General features: G+C 43.4%; 18 protein-coding genes. 2 read left to right on the top strand and 16 right to left on the bottom strand.

Annotated elements, in window-relative coordinates; all coding sequences use genetic code 11:
* Positions 1-1,407: an ArnT family glycosyltransferase gene (locus HOP38_RS15260; protein ID WP_242456548.1), complete on the bottom strand. Its 1,407-nt coding sequence runs from the start codon at positions 1,405-1,407 to the stop codon at positions 1-3.
* 190 nt (positions 1,408-1,597) lie between these two features.
* Positions 1,598-2,092: a pantetheine-phosphate adenylyltransferase gene (gene coaD, locus HOP38_RS15255; protein WP_124940402.1), complete on the bottom strand. Its 495-nt coding sequence runs from the start codon at positions 2,090-2,092 to the stop codon at positions 1,598-1,600.
* A gap of 140 nt (positions 2,093-2,232) precedes the next feature.
* Here coaD and HOP38_RS15250 point away from each other — a divergent pair, with 140 nt between their 5' ends.
* Positions 2,233-3,267 (top strand): glycosyltransferase family 9 protein, encoded by a 1,035-nt coding sequence (locus HOP38_RS15250; protein ID WP_031493550.1) that lies wholly within the window; start codon positions 2,233-2,235, stop codon positions 3,265-3,267.
* Here HOP38_RS15250 and HOP38_RS15245 read toward each other — a convergent pair.
* Positions 3,236-4,021, bottom strand: a complete 786-nt coding sequence (locus tag HOP38_RS15245; RefSeq protein WP_031493551.1) for a glycosyltransferase family 2 protein — start codon at positions 4,019-4,021, stop codon at positions 3,236-3,238. The two genes, HOP38_RS15250 and HOP38_RS15245, sit on opposite strands and share 32 nt — an antisense overlap.
* 217 nt (positions 4,022-4,238) lie before the next feature.
* Positions 4,239-5,291, bottom strand: coding sequence for a glycosyltransferase family 9 protein (locus HOP38_RS15240; protein ID WP_198558424.1), 1,053 nt, complete (start codon positions 5,289-5,291; stop codon positions 4,239-4,241).
* A gap of 75 nt (positions 5,292-5,366) precedes the next feature.
* Here HOP38_RS15240 and HOP38_RS15235 point away from each other — a divergent pair, with 75 nt between their 5' ends.
* Positions 5,367-6,110 carry a 3-deoxy-D-manno-octulosonic acid kinase gene (locus HOP38_RS15235; RefSeq protein ID WP_242456547.1) on the top strand — a complete coding sequence of 248 codons (744 nt, stop codon included), beginning with the start codon at positions 5,367-5,369 and terminating at the stop codon, positions 6,108-6,110.
* A 32-nt stretch (positions 6,111-6,142) separates the two neighbouring features.
* On the opposite strand, the gene HOP38_RS15230 is transcribed toward HOP38_RS15235, so the two are convergent.
* The 12 genes from HOP38_RS15230 to pseF form a co-directional block, all read right to left on the bottom strand.
* On the bottom strand, positions 6,143-7,168 hold the full coding sequence (locus HOP38_RS15230; protein ID WP_198558422.1) for an O-antigen ligase family protein: 1,026 nt from the start codon (positions 7,166-7,168) through the stop codon (positions 6,143-6,145).
* Positions 7,169-7,472: 304 nt separating this feature from the next.
* Positions 7,473-8,735 (bottom strand): lipid IV(A) 3-deoxy-D-manno-octulosonic acid transferase, encoded by a 1,263-nt coding sequence (gene waaA / locus HOP38_RS15225; RefSeq protein WP_198558421.1) that lies wholly within the window; start codon positions 8,733-8,735, stop codon positions 7,473-7,475.
* Positions 8,736-8,739: 4 nt separating this feature from the next.
* On the bottom strand, positions 8,740-10,068 hold the full coding sequence (locus tag HOP38_RS15220; protein WP_031494464.1) for a hypothetical protein: 1,329 nt from the start codon (positions 10,066-10,068) through the stop codon (positions 8,740-8,742).
* Positions 10,069-10,084: 16 nt separating this feature from the next.
* Complete coding sequence (locus tag HOP38_RS15215) at positions 10,085-10,492, bottom strand: GtrA family protein (protein ID WP_198558420.1); 408 nt, start codon at positions 10,490-10,492, stop codon at positions 10,085-10,087.
* Entirely contained in the window at positions 10,485-11,450 is a 966-nt protein-coding gene (locus tag HOP38_RS15210; RefSeq protein WP_198558419.1) for a glycosyltransferase family 2 protein, read from the bottom strand. Before HOP38_RS15210 ends, HOP38_RS15215 begins: the two co-directional genes overlap by 8 nt.
* A gap of 7 nt (positions 11,451-11,457) precedes the next feature.
* The gene (locus HOP38_RS15205; protein ID WP_198558418.1) at positions 11,458-12,474 is read right to left on the bottom strand and encodes a glycosyltransferase family 9 protein; all 1,017 of its coding nucleotides are present in this window, start codon (positions 12,472-12,474) and stop codon (positions 11,458-11,460) included.
* Positions 12,471-13,514, bottom strand: a complete 1,044-nt coding sequence (waaF, locus tag HOP38_RS15200; protein ID WP_198558417.1) for a lipopolysaccharide heptosyltransferase II — start codon at positions 13,512-13,514, stop codon at positions 12,471-12,473. The genes HOP38_RS15205 and waaF overlap by 4 nt, the downstream gene beginning before the upstream one ends.
* A 28-nt stretch (positions 13,515-13,542) precedes the next feature.
* Positions 13,543-14,325 carry a glycosyltransferase family 25 protein gene (locus HOP38_RS15195; protein WP_242456546.1) on the bottom strand — a complete coding sequence of 261 codons (783 nt, stop codon included), beginning with the start codon at positions 14,323-14,325 and terminating at the stop codon, positions 13,543-13,545.
* Entirely contained in the window at positions 14,325-15,383 is a 1,059-nt protein-coding gene (gene pseI / locus HOP38_RS15190) for a pseudaminic acid synthase (protein WP_198558416.1), read from the bottom strand. Before pseI ends, HOP38_RS15195 begins: the two co-directional genes overlap by 1 nt.
* The gene (locus HOP38_RS15185) at positions 15,373-16,023 is read right to left on the bottom strand and encodes a formyltransferase family protein (protein WP_198558415.1); all 651 of its coding nucleotides are present in this window, start codon (positions 16,021-16,023) and stop codon (positions 15,373-15,375) included. The genes pseI and HOP38_RS15185 overlap by 11 nt, the downstream gene beginning before the upstream one ends.
* Complete coding sequence (gene pseG, locus HOP38_RS15180; protein WP_198558414.1) at positions 16,001-17,074, bottom strand: UDP-2,4-diacetamido-2,4,6-trideoxy-beta-L-altropyranose hydrolase; 1,074 nt, start codon at positions 17,072-17,074, stop codon at positions 16,001-16,003. The genes HOP38_RS15185 and pseG overlap by 23 nt, the downstream gene beginning before the upstream one ends.
* Complete coding sequence (gene pseF, locus HOP38_RS15175; protein WP_198558413.1) at positions 17,074-17,766, bottom strand: pseudaminic acid cytidylyltransferase; 693 nt, start codon at positions 17,764-17,766, stop codon at positions 17,074-17,076. The genes pseG and pseF overlap by 1 nt, the downstream gene beginning before the upstream one ends.
* Between the last annotated feature and the right edge of the window lies 1 nt (position 17,767).

Genomic DNA, 17,767 nt, shown 5'->3' with positions numbered 1-17,767 from the left:
TTAGTTACTTGGCTTTATTTTACAAAGTAACGCCATTCTATCGTGACTCTCGGCTACAGCTTGCTTGCTACAGTCGTACTTTTCCTTAAATGGAATAAAGTCACGCTGTCTATCTTTGTACGAGATGATGTAGAACTCGTTTAACCCTTTCACTTGGTCATCCGACTCAAACACCTTAGCTTGACCGTTACTGTAGTACTGGCCTGAGTATGATCTAGGGTAGACGTAGAAAGTACGGACATTAGGATCGATAGTTTCAAAGATCGCCTTATCACTGTTATCAGCAATCTTACCTGTAGCGAGCATATAAGTTGCTGCAATCAGCGCCACTGGAACAATCAGTGATGCAATGGCAAACCAAATGGTGTCCTTCTTCTTCCAGAAAATGGCCAACAAAATACCGATAGCTGGTGTGCCTGGGAGAACATAGGTTGGCAAGATATTGCTCGACATAGTAAATAGAATCAACGGAGACAACGTCCACCAAATTGCAAAACTGGTAAAACCGTGATTCTGCTTTGCTTGCTCCCAACCAAATTTGGCGCGAACTAGCATCAAAATAGGCAGAATGATTGACCATGGTAATACTGCCAATAGCCAGAAGAACCAGATTTTTCCTTTGGGCTCTTCATGACCAGACCCGTATAGGTCACCTGTCCAGCCAGGCTCAACAAAACGCTTATAGTGTTCGCCAACGATAAAGTAATCGATAAAGCCAGGTGTAGCGCGTTCAGCCATAATGTACCAAGGTAGGGCAATGGCAAGCATTAACAAGGTGCCTTTGATGAGCGGGAAACGACGCCAAAGTTCAACAAACGCACCGATAATGCCATGCTGAACCACCATCCATGGGAAGACCGCGATACCAAATAAGACGATGGCTACTGGTCCTTTAGCCAGTAAGCCAATAGCGAGACCTGCAAAGCCAACGTAGCCCCATAGAGTCTCACCACGCCAGCATTGATAGAAGCCAATCATCGCTAGTGTTAGACCCACGGTAAGGGCCATGTCTGTCATCACTGCACCTGCAGAGATGGAGAAAATGAGCGTCGTCGATAACACAACCGCAGTGACAAGCGGGTTATAACCATTCTTTTTCGCGAACCATGCCGCTGCCCATACCACTAATACTCCGGCCATCCAGTGTGGAAGACGTAAAGTAAACTCAGACAAGCCAAATAGCTCGACACTTGCCGCACTCATCCAAGTGAATAGCGGCGGTTTGCCCCAGAAAGGCACCCCATAATCAAACAGAGGTGTTAACCAGTTTCCGGTTTCCACCATCATTCTCGCCATTTCTCCATAACGTGACTCGGTTGTATCCATAAGAGGATAAAGTCCAAGAGAAAGTAGGCGGATGAGCAACGCACCAATTAGCAAGGTCCACAGCGTTCGCTCTTTATTCATCATTTTGTTAGCTCCAACTTGTCGCCAAAAAAGATAACAGGGTCTCTGTTACAAACCAAAACAGGATGATAGCTATATCATCCTGCCAAATAAAAACTCACGAAGTCTCACACATTCTTTAAGTGTAGGTCAATAAATTGGCAATCAATCTATTGTTAGGGAGTGTAATTTTATAAACAAAGTTCCACAGTTAGACGACTTTTTTAGTTTGAAGTGCCTTTTCAATTAAAGGTGGTACAAACTGACTAACATCACCGCCATGGATGGCGACTTCTCGAACTAAGGTTGAAGAAATAAAGGCATGCTCTTCTGCCGGAGTTAGAAACACACTCTCTAAACCGGGTAGCAAGCGTCGGTACATATTGGTCAACCCGAATTCATACTCAAAATCGACAGTGGTTCGTAAACCACGAATAAGTACATTGGCCTTCTGTTCTTCAGCAAAATTCACCAGTAGTCCAGAAAACCCTTTGGCTGAAACATTTTCTAAATGCTTGGTGACCTCGCGAGCGAATTCTACACGTTCATCCAGCGTAAACATGGTGTTCTTACTTGGACTTGCTGCAATCGCTATGATCACTTCATCAAACATAGTGGCCGCTCGTTCAATAAGATCAAGGTGGCCATTGGTGATAGGGTCAAATGTACCCGGGTAGATAACTCGAGATAAACGCTTTTGGGTCACAATGTTTGCTCTAGTAAGAAATTTTGTTCAGTGTAACATTTTATAGATGCGAACAAACAGGCATGCAACAGTTATCATTAATCCAATGACTTGCTATTATCCTGAGTTGCTAGGTATACGAGATAAAAGAGAAAGATCACATGAAAAACATTCTGGTAGTTCGAAACGATAAAATCGGTGATTTTATGTTGGCTTGGCCGAGCTTCGCTATGCTAAAAGCGTCTATGCCGGAATGCCGCATTACTGCGCTTGTACCCAGTTATACTGTCGCTTTAGCGAAAGCATGTCCGTGGATTGATGAAGTGATTATTGATTGTGGAGAAAAGGCGGATAAACACACTCAGGCAACACTCGTAAATACCTTAAAAGGTGCGAAATTCGATGCATCGATTAATTTATTCTCAACGACATATAACGCTTTATTGGTTTGGAAAGCAAAAATCCCATACCGACTCGCCCCTGCAACTAAGTTAGCGCAAATCTTCTACAACAAACGCATCAAACAAAAGCGCTCGCAAAGTGCTAAGCCAGAATACGAATATAACCTAGATCTAATTCGAGCATTTTTAAAAGACCAAAAAATCGATATTGTCGAGCCTCGCGCACCATATTTCTCTTTCTCCCTTGATGCGTTAGCTAAGCAAAAAGAAAAGCTCTCTTCTCAACTAGAACTAAATAAAGCTAAACCATGGATCTACGTACATGCTGGAAGTGGTGGCTCAGCCAATAATCTATCTTTAGAACAATATTGCGAGTTGATTGCAGGTATCAAACATAGTGCTGAAATCGTGCTGACTGCTGGGCCCGGAGAACAAGACAAGGCAAGAGTGCTGCAACAACTGCTTGCGAGCAACGATATTCGCAGTGTGGTTTATGATAAGAATGACGGGCTGGTGGATTTTTCATGCTCACTCGCATGTGCAAGCTTGTTTGTTGCTGGTTCGACAGGTCCATTACATATCGCGGCGGCTTTAGATGTTCCAACTGTTGGTTTTTTCCCCGCTAAGCGTTCAGCAACACCGCTGCGTTGGAAGCCTTTGAATTCAGATGGCAGGCACATTGCTTTCTGTCCACCAAAAGCTGAGGACAAAGCGAGCCAAGAGAATATGACTCGCATTGATTTAGTTCAGGTAGCAGCGGAGCTTAATCCTTGGGCGGCTGAGTACTTGTCCTAACCCACAAGTCAGCGTATTTCACAAAGGTGGAGTGCGCTGACAAAATTGATAACAAAAAGCCCTGCTTACCATCCAAGAATCCAGCTTTAATAATGTACATTTTTACAAAGCAAGCAATAGCATGAATGATCCCTTGAGAGATACTTGAGCGTTTTCCACGTTTCTCTCGCTGTTCTGCCCAAGCTTTTGCGTAGCCAGCAGATTTGACTAAATAATGATGGATATCATCGTAGGTGTAGTGGATTAAGTCACCTTTCAACGTCTCAACTTGCATGTCGCCATTCGTTTCAACTTTTTCGTGAACCAAAGAATCATCGTATTGAGTTAGTTTGGTTGGATAAAGACGCAATACTTTGTCAGGATACCAACCGCAATGCTTAATAAAGCGCCCAAATACCCAACTAAGGCGGGCAAATTGGTAGATAGTGGAAGGTAGGTTCTTTTCTACAGCCTCTACAATACTGTGCTTAAGTTCAGGAGTAACTCGCTCATCGGCATCAAGCCAGAATACAAAGTCTGACTCTACATGACTTTGTGCCAAGCGTCGTTGTGGTCCAAACCCCGGCCACTCAGGGTTTGCATGAAACTTCGCACCGAACTCCGCTGCTATTTCCGCGGTATCATCAGTACTACCAGAATCCATAATGACGATTTCATCCACCCAGCCTTGCACAGACTCGAGACAGGCACGTAGGTGCTTGGATTCGTTTTTTACAATCATTGCGACAGCAAGTGTTGGTTTGGTCACGGTAATGGTCCTTGGTTTGTACCCCCGGTTATTATAGAGGGGTAATGTAATTCGTAAATTTTCGCCGTCCCCAATTATCTCGTCATCCTCACGAAAGTGAGGATCTCCCAAAGCGAGTGACTATACGTGAATAACGGCCTAGTAATTAAAGCGTACTCAACTCCACAGTGCGCTTCATGAGATCCCATTTTTCAAGGGGATGACGGTGGATTTACCCCTTGGATTAACCTAGTCTTTCCGCCTCGATAACCCGATCGAACATTTCAATCACGTTATCTGACGAAATTCGCTGCATTGCTTTTTTATCCTTAACTCGAGCGCGCCAACTAAGCTCTGCACTTGGTTTCCCCGTCTCAGCTAAAATCGCCTCTTCATATACAGACACTACATAATCCTGATAATTATATGGCCCAGTACGCTTTGGGTTATGGTGAGCATACAGGCCTATAACTGGAGTTCCCATGGCGTTAGCCATATGAGTAGGACCAGTGTCTGGTGCAATAACTAAATCGGCTAGATCAAGAAGGGCAAGCATTTGGAGCAAGCTACTTTTACCAACCAGATTAGTAATAGGCGATGAGAGACTTTTCTCAATCTTTTCACTAAGCTCAATTTCGATCTGAGCAGGGCTTCCCGCGAGTAGTATATTCCAGCCTAGCTGTATCGCATGTTCAATCACATCCACATAGCCGTCGGCGGTCCAGTTCTTATAGCCTTTACTTGCCGCGGGCACGATGACCAAATTGCGCTTATCAGCAACATATTGCTTAGCCCAAGCATGATCTCCCTCAGAGTATTGAAGTTGCCATGTAGGTTCTGTGGCTAGTATTCCCAGCGTTTCGGTAAAAGCCATTAGCCCATCAAGAACGTGCATTTTTCTCGGGGAAGGAACTTTTACATTAGTAAATAGCCCTTGAAAGTCTTGCGCACGCTCTCCATCAAAACCAAGCTTATATTTTGCCTTGATGCCTAATGTCGCAATGCTAGCGCGAAATGCGTATTGCATGTGTAACAGAGCGTCAAATTGCTGTCCTTTCAATTGCTGCCAAAGATGCTTGTAGCCTTGCCAACCAGTTTTTTTATCAAATACAACAACCTTGATACCAGTAATGCTCTCTAACAACCGAGCCTCAAGCTTACCAGTAATCCAAGTGATTTTAGTCTCAGGCCAATAGGCCTGAATGGCTTGCACGGCTGCAATGGTATTACAGACATCACCAATGGCAGACAGACGCAAAATACATATGGATTGAGGTGGGGTATCAAAAAGTGCCATAAAATCGCAAAGCTAGAGTCAGATGTAAAGATTATGCAGGGGGGCGGAATGAATGTAAAATCAGATGGATGGAAAATGACTCTCCACCTTCATGTAGCCCCCTTATATTGGAGCAAGAAATTGAAAACAGTTAAAAACAACAACACAACTTACTGGTTTGATGAAAGCTTGCTGAAGGAACCGATCGAAAAGGTGTTTGACCCCCAATATTGGCAAGAAAATAACCGAGTCACTGGCAGCGCTCAAGGGCGTGGAACAACGTGGTTTGTAGAAACACAAACTATCGAGGGGGCACTACGTCATTATCGCCGTGGAGGCTTGTTCGGTAAATTGGTGAAAGACCAGTATTGGTTTTCGAGCTGGGACAAAACTCGCAGCTATCAAGAGTTTCAATTGCTTCAAACCTTGATTAAAGCTGGGGTCAATGTGCCAAGACCGATCGCTGCACAGGCAACTAAAATGGGCATTTATTACAAAGCTGACTTGCTGAGTGAAAAAATCCCCAATGCTCGAGATCTTGTTTCTATTTTGCAGGAGAAGGTGTTACCAGAGTCAATGTATCGAAAGATTGGTAAAGAAATTCGTAAGATGCATCAAGCTCAGGTGAACCACACTGATCTCAATATCCACAATATTCTGATTGATAATCAGGAGAAGGTTTGGATTATTGATTTTGATAAGTGTGGTAAGCAGGCTGGTGACAACTGGAAGCAATCTAATTTAGATCGACTGAAGAGATCGTTCCATAAAGAAATACTCAAAGCTAATATACAGGTAACCGAAAACGACATTGTTTTACTCTTGTCTTCAGCAGCTTAGTCTCAGACAAAGACTAAGCTGCCGTTATTTCTCTATTGAACTGATGGCTTATTGGATGAAGCTAACAGAATAGGAAGCGTTAGGACAAAAGATAGGAAGTAAAATTGCGAATAAACAGCATAATCTGCAAAATTACTGTAAAAGCTGTTAAACATTATGTAGGAAAAAATCGTAACCACAAACATAAAACTGGAGTACCGGAATTTTTCATTGGATACTTCAGCAGCCCGGTAACCTTGTATGATCAATATCATGAGTAAAGCGGCGTATAACAAAGAAAAAACAAGCCCATTTTTAAATATTTGGTCCAAATAGCTGTTGTGAAGGTCCGTAAAGCCCCAGTTATTTCCGCCAAATGTGAGGCTTTCACGTAGCTCTTTAGGGAGTGAGTTGAGTGTGTTCTCAAATGCAATTTCAGGCTTGTCTAAGCCACCACCAAAGAGTAGGTATTGTTTATCTTCAGATGCATTAATTTTGGACAACTCCCACGCAGTTTTAATCATGACAACTCGAGCTTGAATCGACTCGCCCTGAATCGATTCTGCTGAAAAGCCTCGATCAACGACCTCTCTTTGGAATGTATCCATTTGAAACACTGAAAATGTAAGCAATAAAATAACGAAAATATATTTCCAGCTACTTTTAATGATGACTATCGAAAATCCAAATAAAATAATAGCAATAGAAACAATGCCACCTTTACTTCCTGCAAGTACCGCGGCAAATACTGATAGTGCAACAAATGCTAAAGCTAAAACCGTTTTTGGCAACTGCTTGCTACTCAGAATATAGACTAATGAAATTGTTATTCCAGTTGTCAGAACTACGGGCCAACGGCTGTAGCCGATACGTCCCCATAGCCTAACCGTCTGTTCGCTAAAGAAGTCATAAACAAAGGCAAATAGGTATAGGTCGATAAAAATGCAAACTAGTATACTTAATAGAAAGGCAGTCAAGGACCACCATATTGCTTTTGGCTTCGTATAGGCTGTTACCAAAAAGGCGGCAGGGAGAAGTAAGTATAAATACTTCTGCATATATACCAGTGAATCAAGCATTGTTCCTTTTGAAAAAAAGGAGAATAGTAGGCCTAAGACAAATACTAAAGTAGAAGATCTTAGTACAAGAGACTGTGAACGGTTTAGTTGAATCTCATTTTTGAAGTAAAGTGCGAAAGTAGTTAGCAAGTAAGGGTATAGAAATATATTCATCCCAGCTTTAGAGGATGGGATAGATAAAGCCAATCCGATTAGAAAGAAAATATTACTTCGCACTAAGATGTCATAAGACTTTGTCACTGTGTTGTCTCTCATTTCATAATATATCAATTAGTAAGGGTAACCGCGATTGCTGCGGGTAGGCTTATAGGTACAAAGCACTTAATGTCCGTTCGATGGCCCCTTTGTTAGACTGAACAAAGCTCTTTGCTACTTCCCCAATTTGGGCTCTATGTGATGGATCTTTCATTAGCGCTAGAATGTTGGTCGAAGCGGTTGCTGTATTGTCTATGATATCGCATGCTCCAAGCTGATTTAATTGTTCAGTGATGTCTTTGAAATTAAAATAACTAGGCCCTGTTATCATTGGGATACCAAGTGCAGCTGGTTCCAAAAGATTGTGCCCCCCTACTTTGTTACCTAGTAAACTACCTCCCATAAAGCAAACATCAGATGCGGACAGCAGAGTCATCATTTCACCCATGGTATCGCCCAAAAAGACCTCAGTATTTGGAGTGATAGGCTGCTTCTCCGTTCGTCTAGTAACCGTGAAGCCGTATTTTTTAATAGCATCAAGCACGCTTTGAAAACGTTCTGGGTGTCTTGGTACCAGAATCATCAGAGCCTCAGGCAACTGCCTTAGAATTTCTCTATGGACAGCTAGTAATAGCTCATCTTCTCCTTCATGAGTGCTAGAAGCGATCCACACCGGGCGATCTGCCATCTGTTGTCGTAGTTTTTTACCCGCTTCAATATCTCGTTCATTAACGGAAATATCAAACTTAAGCGAGCCCGTGACACTAACTTTTTCTGGTCGGACGCCGAGACGAATAAATCGCTCAGCGTCATCTTGGTGTTGGCAGAGAAAGGTTGAAATACGGCTAGATAGCAGGTTGAAAATAGGCTGAATCTTGGCATAGCGTTGACAAGAACGCTCGGAAAGCCGGGCGTTAAGTATGGTAATCGGGATGCCGTTTTTTGCTACCCAGTGTAGAGTGTTTGGCCAAAGCTCAGTTTCTACAATAAGAAGTTGACTTGGATGGATTGCTTTTAAGAATCCTTTCACAGCAAAACCAAAATCGAGCGGCATATAACGATGCTCGATTATATCTCCTAACTTACAGGCTTGCTCTGCTCCTGTTGGTGTTGTTGTGGTCAATACAACAACAGTTTCCGGGTGAGCTTTCTTGAGCCTTTTTATCAGTGGAGATATTGCAATGACTTCACCGACAGAGACAGCATGAATCCATATAGGCTGAGAGCTAGTGTTTGAGAGAACAGGCGTAAACCCAAAATGTTCTTTCCATCGTCCACTAACACTCGGCTTATCCTTTTTCTTTTTGAACAAACCGTATAGAAAAAAGGGGCTGACGATAGAGAGCAACAACGTATAGACTTGACGCAGCATTGCTCTACCTATGTTCTTGCAAGTTGTATTTTTCAGGCGTTGCTTGCAGGAACGCTTCTACTTGGTCGGCGTAGTTCACCTTATATGAGTACTTAATGCTGTCGTGAGAGGCAAGTAAGTTGATCATAATAATATAAACGCAGAACAATGGTGCAATCTTGTTCATTACCTGGGGCTTCTCGTTGCTCCACTTCTGCACCGCGAACAACATTGGAATAAGGGCAATTGGGTAGACTAGGATCAAGTGCCAATAAGAAAACGTAATCGGAGACAAGCCCGCACTGACTAGTACCCCAATTACGGCACCAAAAGCATACAGTTTAAGCCATAACGCCTTGTCAGAAAGGACTTCTGTAGATGTTGAGCGTTTAATTTTACTTTTGATTTGTTGCCACCAGTCCCAATTCGCTTTTATTGAAATCAGCACACTGAGTCCGCCAATAATAAAAATGAGACCTTTCCAGGCGTATAAAGCGGTCATTCTTAACCACTCGATACTGGTGAGCCAATCAAACTCACTATATGCAATTACCTTATTCGAAAAAAGCAGAGAGGCGTAGCGGAACCAATATAGCAATGCTTTGAGCACAGGGTAGACGTGAACAAGCCCGTAGCCAATATAGCGATCGCTTTCACGGCTTAGCTGCTCATTAACCATGTACTCTAGTAGATACGGAATCAACGACAGTCCAAGTGCCAGTATGGCTGCTGCCAAACCTAACCACGAGACTTTCCCCATACCTCGATATAGTAGATAGAGAGAAAGTACAGCCAGCACAGGCCAGGAATAATGAAGCTGCATTGCTAAGCCGATAGACAGGATGTGCAGGAAGGTATACGAGAACGTGTTGCCACCTTCGCGCATCTTGAAGGCGCTCCAAAGATGCAAAGCGGCAAAGAAGCACAAATAAGATGGGTTATAGAGCAGGCTATCGTACAGCAGCCATGGATTTAGCCAATAAAGTGCTAACAATGCCAGACGCATTGGCTTATTGAAAACTTGCTTAATCACCGAGTCTAAAAGGAAAAGTGACAAAATGCGCAGAGCAAATAGCAAAACTACTGGGGCCCAAGGTGAGTCCCAGAGCAATAAAGGTCCTGCCACCAACCAGGTTGTTAGTGAGCCCGGTACGCTGCCGACAGCACTAGCGGCATTGCCAAAGTTAGTCCAGATTCCGGAGTAAGCCGCCAAGTAGCCTTTGTGCAGCATTTGTATTTGATCGCCCGCAATGATTTGATTGTTGGCATAAATGAACGCAAAGGCTAAACCAACCCCAAAACCTATTAAATAAAGGGTTGAAAAATGTTTTTCTAGGAATTTTTTTGACAGCATAAGATCACTCTAGAGATTATTTTTTAGTGGCGGTATCGTTTGGCTCTGAAAAAGTCCAGATTTTATGAACAAGATAGGTAATGATGGGCAATATCACCACTACAATCAATACTCTAATATAACTGTTAACATCACTGAATAGCGCACTAATGCTTTGTGCTACCATCAGTGAAGCAAATTGAACAGTGAAAAATCTAACCGCATTCCCCCAGTTTACTTTGTTCTTGAATACAATGAGCGTCTGAGCAAAGTAAGAAAAAAAGAACGCAATAGTAAAACCACAAACATTGGCGTAGAGCACATTGTCTTGAATAAAGTGAAGAAACAGAAAGGCAACAGCAATGTGAATTGCCGTTGCCATACCACCTGTCAAAATGAATCTTACTATCCGATATTGTAGTAATCGGTTAAGGAGATCAGTCATTTTGCTTCTCTTCAGGGGCGTCTTGGTACTTGTCACTCTCAACAATATAGCTAGGCCGACGCTTAGATTCCATGTAGAGTCTGCCTACATATTCACCAAGCACACCAATGCCTATTAACTGCACTCCACCCAAAAATAGAATGACGGTAATCAAAGACGCATAACCAGGAGAGTCGATACCAAAGATCAGCGTCTTAATGACCGTGATGCTAAGATACAAAAAGGCAAACGCTGAAATGACACTGCCAATATACAGCCAAATACGCAGCGGCGCAGTACTAAAACTGGTGATGCCATCTAGTGCAAAGTTCCACAGCTTCCACCCATTAAAACTGGTCTCTCCGGCTTCGCGTGACTCACGTTTATATTCGACAACCGCTGTTTTGAAACCCACCCAAGAAAAAATCCCTTTCATGAAGCGCTGGTTTTCAGGTAACAACTGAATTGCCTTGAGAACTCGTCTGTTGATTAAGCGAAAATCTCCAACATTTTCTGGGATCTCCACGTGTGCCACCGCGTTATGAAACTTATAAAATAGCTCGGCAGAGAGTTTTTTCGCCCATGAATCCGTGCTGCGATCGACTCGTTTAGCCACTACAACATCAAACCCCTTATTCCATTCGCGTAGAAAATCATGAATCAATTCAGGAGGGTCTTGCAAGTCGGCATCAATTGGAATGATGACTTCTCCGCGAGCCAAATCCAGTCCTGCAGTCAGCGCGGCCTCTTTACCAAAGTTACGAGACAGGTTTACTGTTCGAACGTGATGATCTTGTTCTCTTAAAGATTCCATCACACTTAAGGTGTCGTCTTTACTGCCATCATTAATTAAAATGACTTCGTAGCTGTACCCGGTGTCTTGTAGGACCGATGAAATTCGTTCCATGAAAATAGTTAGTACGGCCTGTTCGTTATAACATGGGCATACTACAGAGATAATGGGCTCGGAGTTTGACATAAGTAACCTATAGAGCGTGTTTAACAGCGTCGATAATCTGTTGATTCGACGGAATATCACCATTGGCATTCATAACAATATTATGGCGTCCGTCGAGGGGTGTATAGCGAAATGGTACGGTCGAATAAAAAATACCAACGGTTGGTGTATGTGTTGAGACTGCAATATTTCTCACACCTGTATCCGGAGCCACTACCAATATCGCTTTAGAAACGTAACTGACGAGCTCATCCAAAGGCAAACAGGGCTGAATTTTAAAGTTGTCATGCGTTTCCAGGTGACGGACAAAATCGCCTTTTTCAAAATCGTTTTTGCCTTCCAGATAGACATGTTCATAATCAGGAAGTTCCTTAACCGCGCTCTCGAGTAGCTGTTTCATTTGTTGCTCAGACAAAATTTTTGACTTAGTAGAAGCGCCATTGAAGTAAAGTATTTGCGGTTTATCCTCTGTTGATTCTACGACATCTAAATTACTTGGGTAGGCAAAATCCAGAGGTCTCTGTGGAGCGTGCCCCAGCATTTTCAACATATCTAACATACACTCCACTTCAGGCTGATAATCCGAACGAAATACGGAGATGTTGTAGAGAGTGCCATTCAAGTATGGTTTGTAGGGAAAGCCAAATTTCAACTTTGCCTTGCTTAGTGCCATCATCCAGTAAGAACGCGCGGTACCCGCCAAGTCAAAAATAATATCTTGCTCAGAAAGTTGAGAGAATTCCTGATACTTCTTTTTCAGTGTCATCTCAGCCTTTTTCTCTCGGCCGGATACAAAAATGGTTTCGTCAGCTAGATCAGACGGCATGCCATACTGGTAGTTAGATACACCGACTAGGGTAATTTTAGCGTTCGGGAAAAATCGTCTGGCTTCGGTCAGAAATGGACGCACGATCACTAAGTCACCCAGTGCTGCTTGACGAATGACGGTGATATTTTTGACTTTCTCTGGTGAAAAATCGTTGTGTAGATATTGCTCGGCCTTCTTCGAGATATAGCCGCCGCGCTCACACCAGTAGTATTTCATTGCAAATTCTCTTTTGAGTTTAGTTGATGGATTGCGTCCAGAATCCACTTTGGTGGCAAGTCCACCAAACATTTCAAGTGCCCAAGAGGGCATTCACGCTTAAAGCAAGGGCGACACTCAATGTCAGTATGGATTATTTTCACGTTGTCGCTGAGTGGTGGCGTATAGTCCGGTGAACTTGAGCCATAAATAGCCACAATGTTGCAGCCCACTGCCGCTGAGACATGCATTAACCCAGAGTCGTTGCTGATAACCGTATCGCATGCCGCCAACAGATCAACTGCTTCGGTTAATGAGGTGCTTCCTGCCAAATTATGACAATATTGCATCGCTTCAGGGGGCAGTGCTTTTCGTATGCTCTCGGTCACCTGTTTGTCTTTTTGTGAACCGAACAACCAGACCTGATGACCCTCTTCAATCAGGGATTGTGCAACCTTAGCATAGTGTGCATCTGGCCAACGTTTAGCCGGTCCAAATTCTGCTCCGGGACACATGCCGTAGACCTTTCGATACGTCGACAGGCTGAATTTATCAAGTGCCTGCTGTTGAATGGACGCGTCGATAGTAAATGCCGGACGGGGGCAAGACGACAGCTTCACCTCTTGTAGCATGGTCTCTTTCGTCGACGCGAGCGCGACAAAGCGTTCTACGTAGTATTGAAACACCCGCTTATCAGGGCGTAAGTCGTTGAGGAGGCCGTAGCGCATTTCTCCTTTCCAGCCAATGCGCTTCGGGATACCAGCGAAAACGGGAATCAGTGCAGATTTGGCAGAGTTGGGTAAAACAAATGCATGGGTATACCGTTCACCCTTCAACTTGCGACCTAGTTTCCAGCGCCCTGTGAGGTCAAAAGAACCATGGCCGATAGGCATTTCTATTGCTCTATTTACTTGCGGCATCCTCTCCAAGATAGGTTTACACCAAGCAGGAGCCAGTACATCAATACTGGCATTTGGATAAAGCTCTTTGAGGCGAATATAAAGGCTTTGAGACATAACCATATCGCCGACCCAAGAAGGACCAATTACAAGAATTTTCATCGAAACGTTCTGACGTTGTATAGCTCTATTAGGAATCATGTGTCTTGCTTTTTTTTAACTGACTTAATCCAACCTGATTCCAGATTACTTGTCGAATGAACCTATAGAAGCGATACAATTCACGAGTTAATTTGAAAATAATTTTAACCTTTGTTTTTCCGCCAGTTTGAATAGTGGTTTCAAAGTCGGCAGGATTGTATACGGCATAGGGTAACAAGCCTGCACAGACAAGCTTGGTTCGATAGGACTCACCTATTTGATTATCCACTGCACATAGCCACCTACGGTTACCGTCTATCAACTTTTTGGCGCCAGAAGGAGATATTGCATAAGCTCGAGCTCCTTTAGAATTGTCGTGCCAAAGAACGGTTTGATATGAACCATCGCTTTCTATCGGTGAAAAACCTTTATCTTGTGCTTCTAGACGAAGGTACTCATACCCGTTATCTATCAAACTTGGCACAATAGTTAATGCAGACGTGAAAAATTCTGTAGGCAGAAAATCATCTTCCATCACAATTATTGGTTCATTAAGCGCTACACACTTTTGCCAAAGGCGAAAGTGGCTGGCATAGACACCTCGCTCTCCTGGTGACAAAGGACGACTTCTAAACCATTTTCGATGATTATGATCAAGTAAAGGCTCTAGATCATCAGGGAGGGCATTTCTACCATCGATAGCATCAAAAAATGCGAACGGCACCTTTAAATTGCCAAGGTTATCAAGCACGCGTTGACGTCTATCAGTACTACGTTTCAAGTTGATCACATAAATTTTCATATGCTTTGATACTGTCTTTCTGGTATTCACTACATGTTCTTCAAGTGTTCAATTGTTAGGGGTGTACCTCTAACAAGATCTACATCTGCAACTTTGCCTATGACGTCTTTTAAGTATTTAGGAGGCAGCCCATAACCAGGTCGTATTGAACGAATATTATTGGAGGTTAGAGGCTCCCCTGCTTTCACATCCTTCACGACATAAAGAGAGCGGCGAAACTTCACATTGCCTTTTTCTGCTTCTGTGCGTTCATAGTTTACCTTGCCAAGTGCAGCCCAGGCGGTTTTAGTATCATGGCAAAGCGCTTTCAATTCTGAGGGTTCAAGAGAGAAGCTATCATCTGGACCACCACCGTTTCGATCTAAAGTCACATGCTTCTCTATCAAGCATGCACCTAAAGAAATAGAAGCCACGGCAGTTGCATTATCAATTGTATGATCGGAGAGACCTGAGAGAACACCGAAGCGTTCTTGCATATCTGCAATGGTTCTTAAGTTATACTGCTCGGCTGGAGCAGGGTACCCGCTCACACAATGAAGAACTACCAGGTCACTACACCCATTGCTTTTTGCCACGGTAATGGCCTCATGTATCTCTTCTTCGTTTGCCATTCCTGTGGACATGATCATCGGCTTACCAGTTTTAGCTACGCGCGCTATCAACGCATGATCAACAAGTTCGAAGGAGGCAATTTTATAAGCAGGAGCTCCCAGCTCTTCCAGCAAGTCCACGGCGGTGAAGTCAAACGGCGAGCTAAATATCGTGATTCCGATCTCCTTCGCTTTCTCAAACAGAGCTTGATGCCATTCCCATGGCGTATGCGCCCATTCGTAGAGCTCATATAGAGAACGGCCATCCCATAAGCCTCCGTGAATTTGGAAGTCTTCTTTGTCACAATTGATAGTTATTGTGTCAGGGCGATAAGTTTGTAGCTTAATTGCATCCGCTCCAGCCTTCTTGGCTTCTTCAATAATCTTGAATGCGTTATTGATATCGCCATTGTGGTTTGCTGACAGCTCAGCGATTATATATGGCTCGAAATTAGGACCAATCTTACGTCCTTCAATCTGAATATGCTCATTGCTCATTATCTTTCTCCAATCGGACGTAGTATTTGATGTTATTGATTATAACGTATGCCGGAAATCGCTCAGGGTCACATACTCTAAGCAAGTTGAATTGAGAGCGAATAGAAGCGTCGGCGTCTAGTTGGCTATCTTCTGGCGTTCTTTTTCTATAGTAGCAGGATTCGACATTCTCTGACTGAGCCGTGGCATTACTTTGATCTATGTGCTCGCATGCCCATGATATAAGTTCAATTTCTGCTGAAAAAAGCTTGTGATTAATCTCATCAAACAATTCATGACCAGACAATGGAATGCTTATTTTCTGCCAAACGTCACCAGTATCGACTCCGTCTTCGGCGTTTAGAAGAGAAAGGGTTAGCTCATTACAGCCATTAACTATTTCCCATATATGAGGGCTCCAGCCACGACCTTGAGGTAAGTCACTCGCGTGAAGCACAAGCGTATAGCGAAATAGTTCCCTTGTCTGTTTGTGCACAATTTCAGAGCAGGATACCAAGAATAGAATATCCCCAGAGCCGCTAAGTTCGCTGATGTTGGTTACCAGCTCAATTTGGTGATTGGTAGCATTGTTCGCTACCCATGACTCCAAATAAGGAAAAACGGGGTGTGTGTTGCTGCTACAGACAATGGCTATTTTCATAATCTAACTCAAGTATTTTTTCGGTCACTCTATAAACACCTTTACCGTCGCAAATCTGGAGGCTTGCTTGGTGTAACGAGGTCCACTTAGTAAGAAGTTGTTCGTATGTATTGAGGAGGTCAGATTCAATATTCTCTAAATTGACTTGTAATGCGACACCTTGATTTACCAATTGAGCACATATCTCTTTCTGGTTGTCTGCAAGAGGAATGACAATACTTGGCAGACCTAAACAAGCTCTCTCCCAACTAGTACTACCGGGCGCCCCAATAGCAATATCATGCTCTAACATCAGATCTGCCATATTTTCGGAAAAATCAATGTGAGTTACTTTATCGCGACCCTGACACCAATCTCGCAGACGCTGATAATTTGGAGAGCGGTTACTTAACAGCACGGTGAAACTGGCATTTACCTCCCCGTTTAAGGCTTCTAGAACTTTGAGTGAAGCATTCGGCGCGTCAATTCCACCCATAGAAACTAGGACTTTGGGAGCCTTTTCAGGCTTTATTCTATTTTTACCAGAAGGGTGTAGCTGTGAGAATTTCTCATCTAAAAGTGCATAATTGCTGCCGGCTAATACTGTGCCTTTAGACTGATAGTCTGACGCTTTCCTTCCTAGGGTTTGATCTATGATTAGGTCGGCAGAATGGACTCTAACTAAGTCGTCAATACTCATTAGTAGGCTTTTCTGTCGAGAACGAACGATTTTTTGCCAAACCTTGTCGATAGCGTAGTGATCGCTAATTACCCATTGGGCATCTTCCACAGAACGCAAGAAATCGTTCGCATCCTCTTCTGGTGTGCGTTGTAGCCAAGCAATGTAGTCTTTGTCACTGCTTGGGACAACAGGAACCTTGGGTGGTGTGAGCTTAATAACATCAAATCCACGGCTTTGAATGTAGCTTATCATGTCGCCTTTTTGTGGTAAGCAAGCGAAACTGACTTGATAATTATGCTCCCTCAGAGAAGTAGCAAGTACCAAGCACCTCATAACGTGTCCGCTACCTATCCAAATCGAAGCGTCAGTCCTAAAAACGACTTTTTTCATCACGATTTTTCTATCAATGAATATAACGTTTCTGCAAAATGCCAGTCTTCATCGGTATCAATGTCTTGCACTCTTTGCCTTGGAAGTAGAACGACTCTAGAGTGGGGTGAGAAGAAGGATTTCCTTTCAAGAAAAGCCGATTTTTTCCCCCAGTAGAATTGCCCTGCATCGTGATATGCTTCCTCCAAATCTTGAGAGCGTACCAACTCATTTTCAGGTGCAAACATTGTTACTGCACCAGATGTCGAGAGTTTGATAGCTCGTTGAATCGGGAAAGGAAAAGATGTCGCGCTGAATACGAACTCAACTCTCTTATCGGATACCAGTTTTTGATACCCCTGTTTTAAGTCCTTAGCGGTAACAAATGGTGCTGTCGCATATAAACAACAGACGTGGTCAACCTCGACCTGCTGATGCTCATACCATTGAATAGCATGATGGATGACGTCGATTGTAGTCGCATGATCATCAGATATGTCATCTGGACGAATAAAAGGAACCTCAGCACCACACTGCTTAGCAACTTCAGCGATTTCCTGATCATCTGTCGACACAATGACTTTATCAAAGCAGCCTGAACTCAACGCGGCTTCAATTGAGTAGGCTATCATGGGCTTACCGTGAAATAACTTAATGTTTTTGCGCGGTATTCTTTTGCTTCCGCCTCTCGCTGGGATAATGGCAATTTTCATG

The sequence above is a fragment of the Vibrio mediterranei genome, assembly GCF_013364395.1.
GTDB classification, from domain to species: domain Bacteria; phylum Pseudomonadota; class Gammaproteobacteria; order Enterobacterales; family Vibrionaceae; genus Vibrio; species Vibrio mediterranei.
The sequence above is the reverse complement of the archived record's forward strand: the minus strand, read 5'-3'. Positions and strand labels throughout refer to the sequence as shown.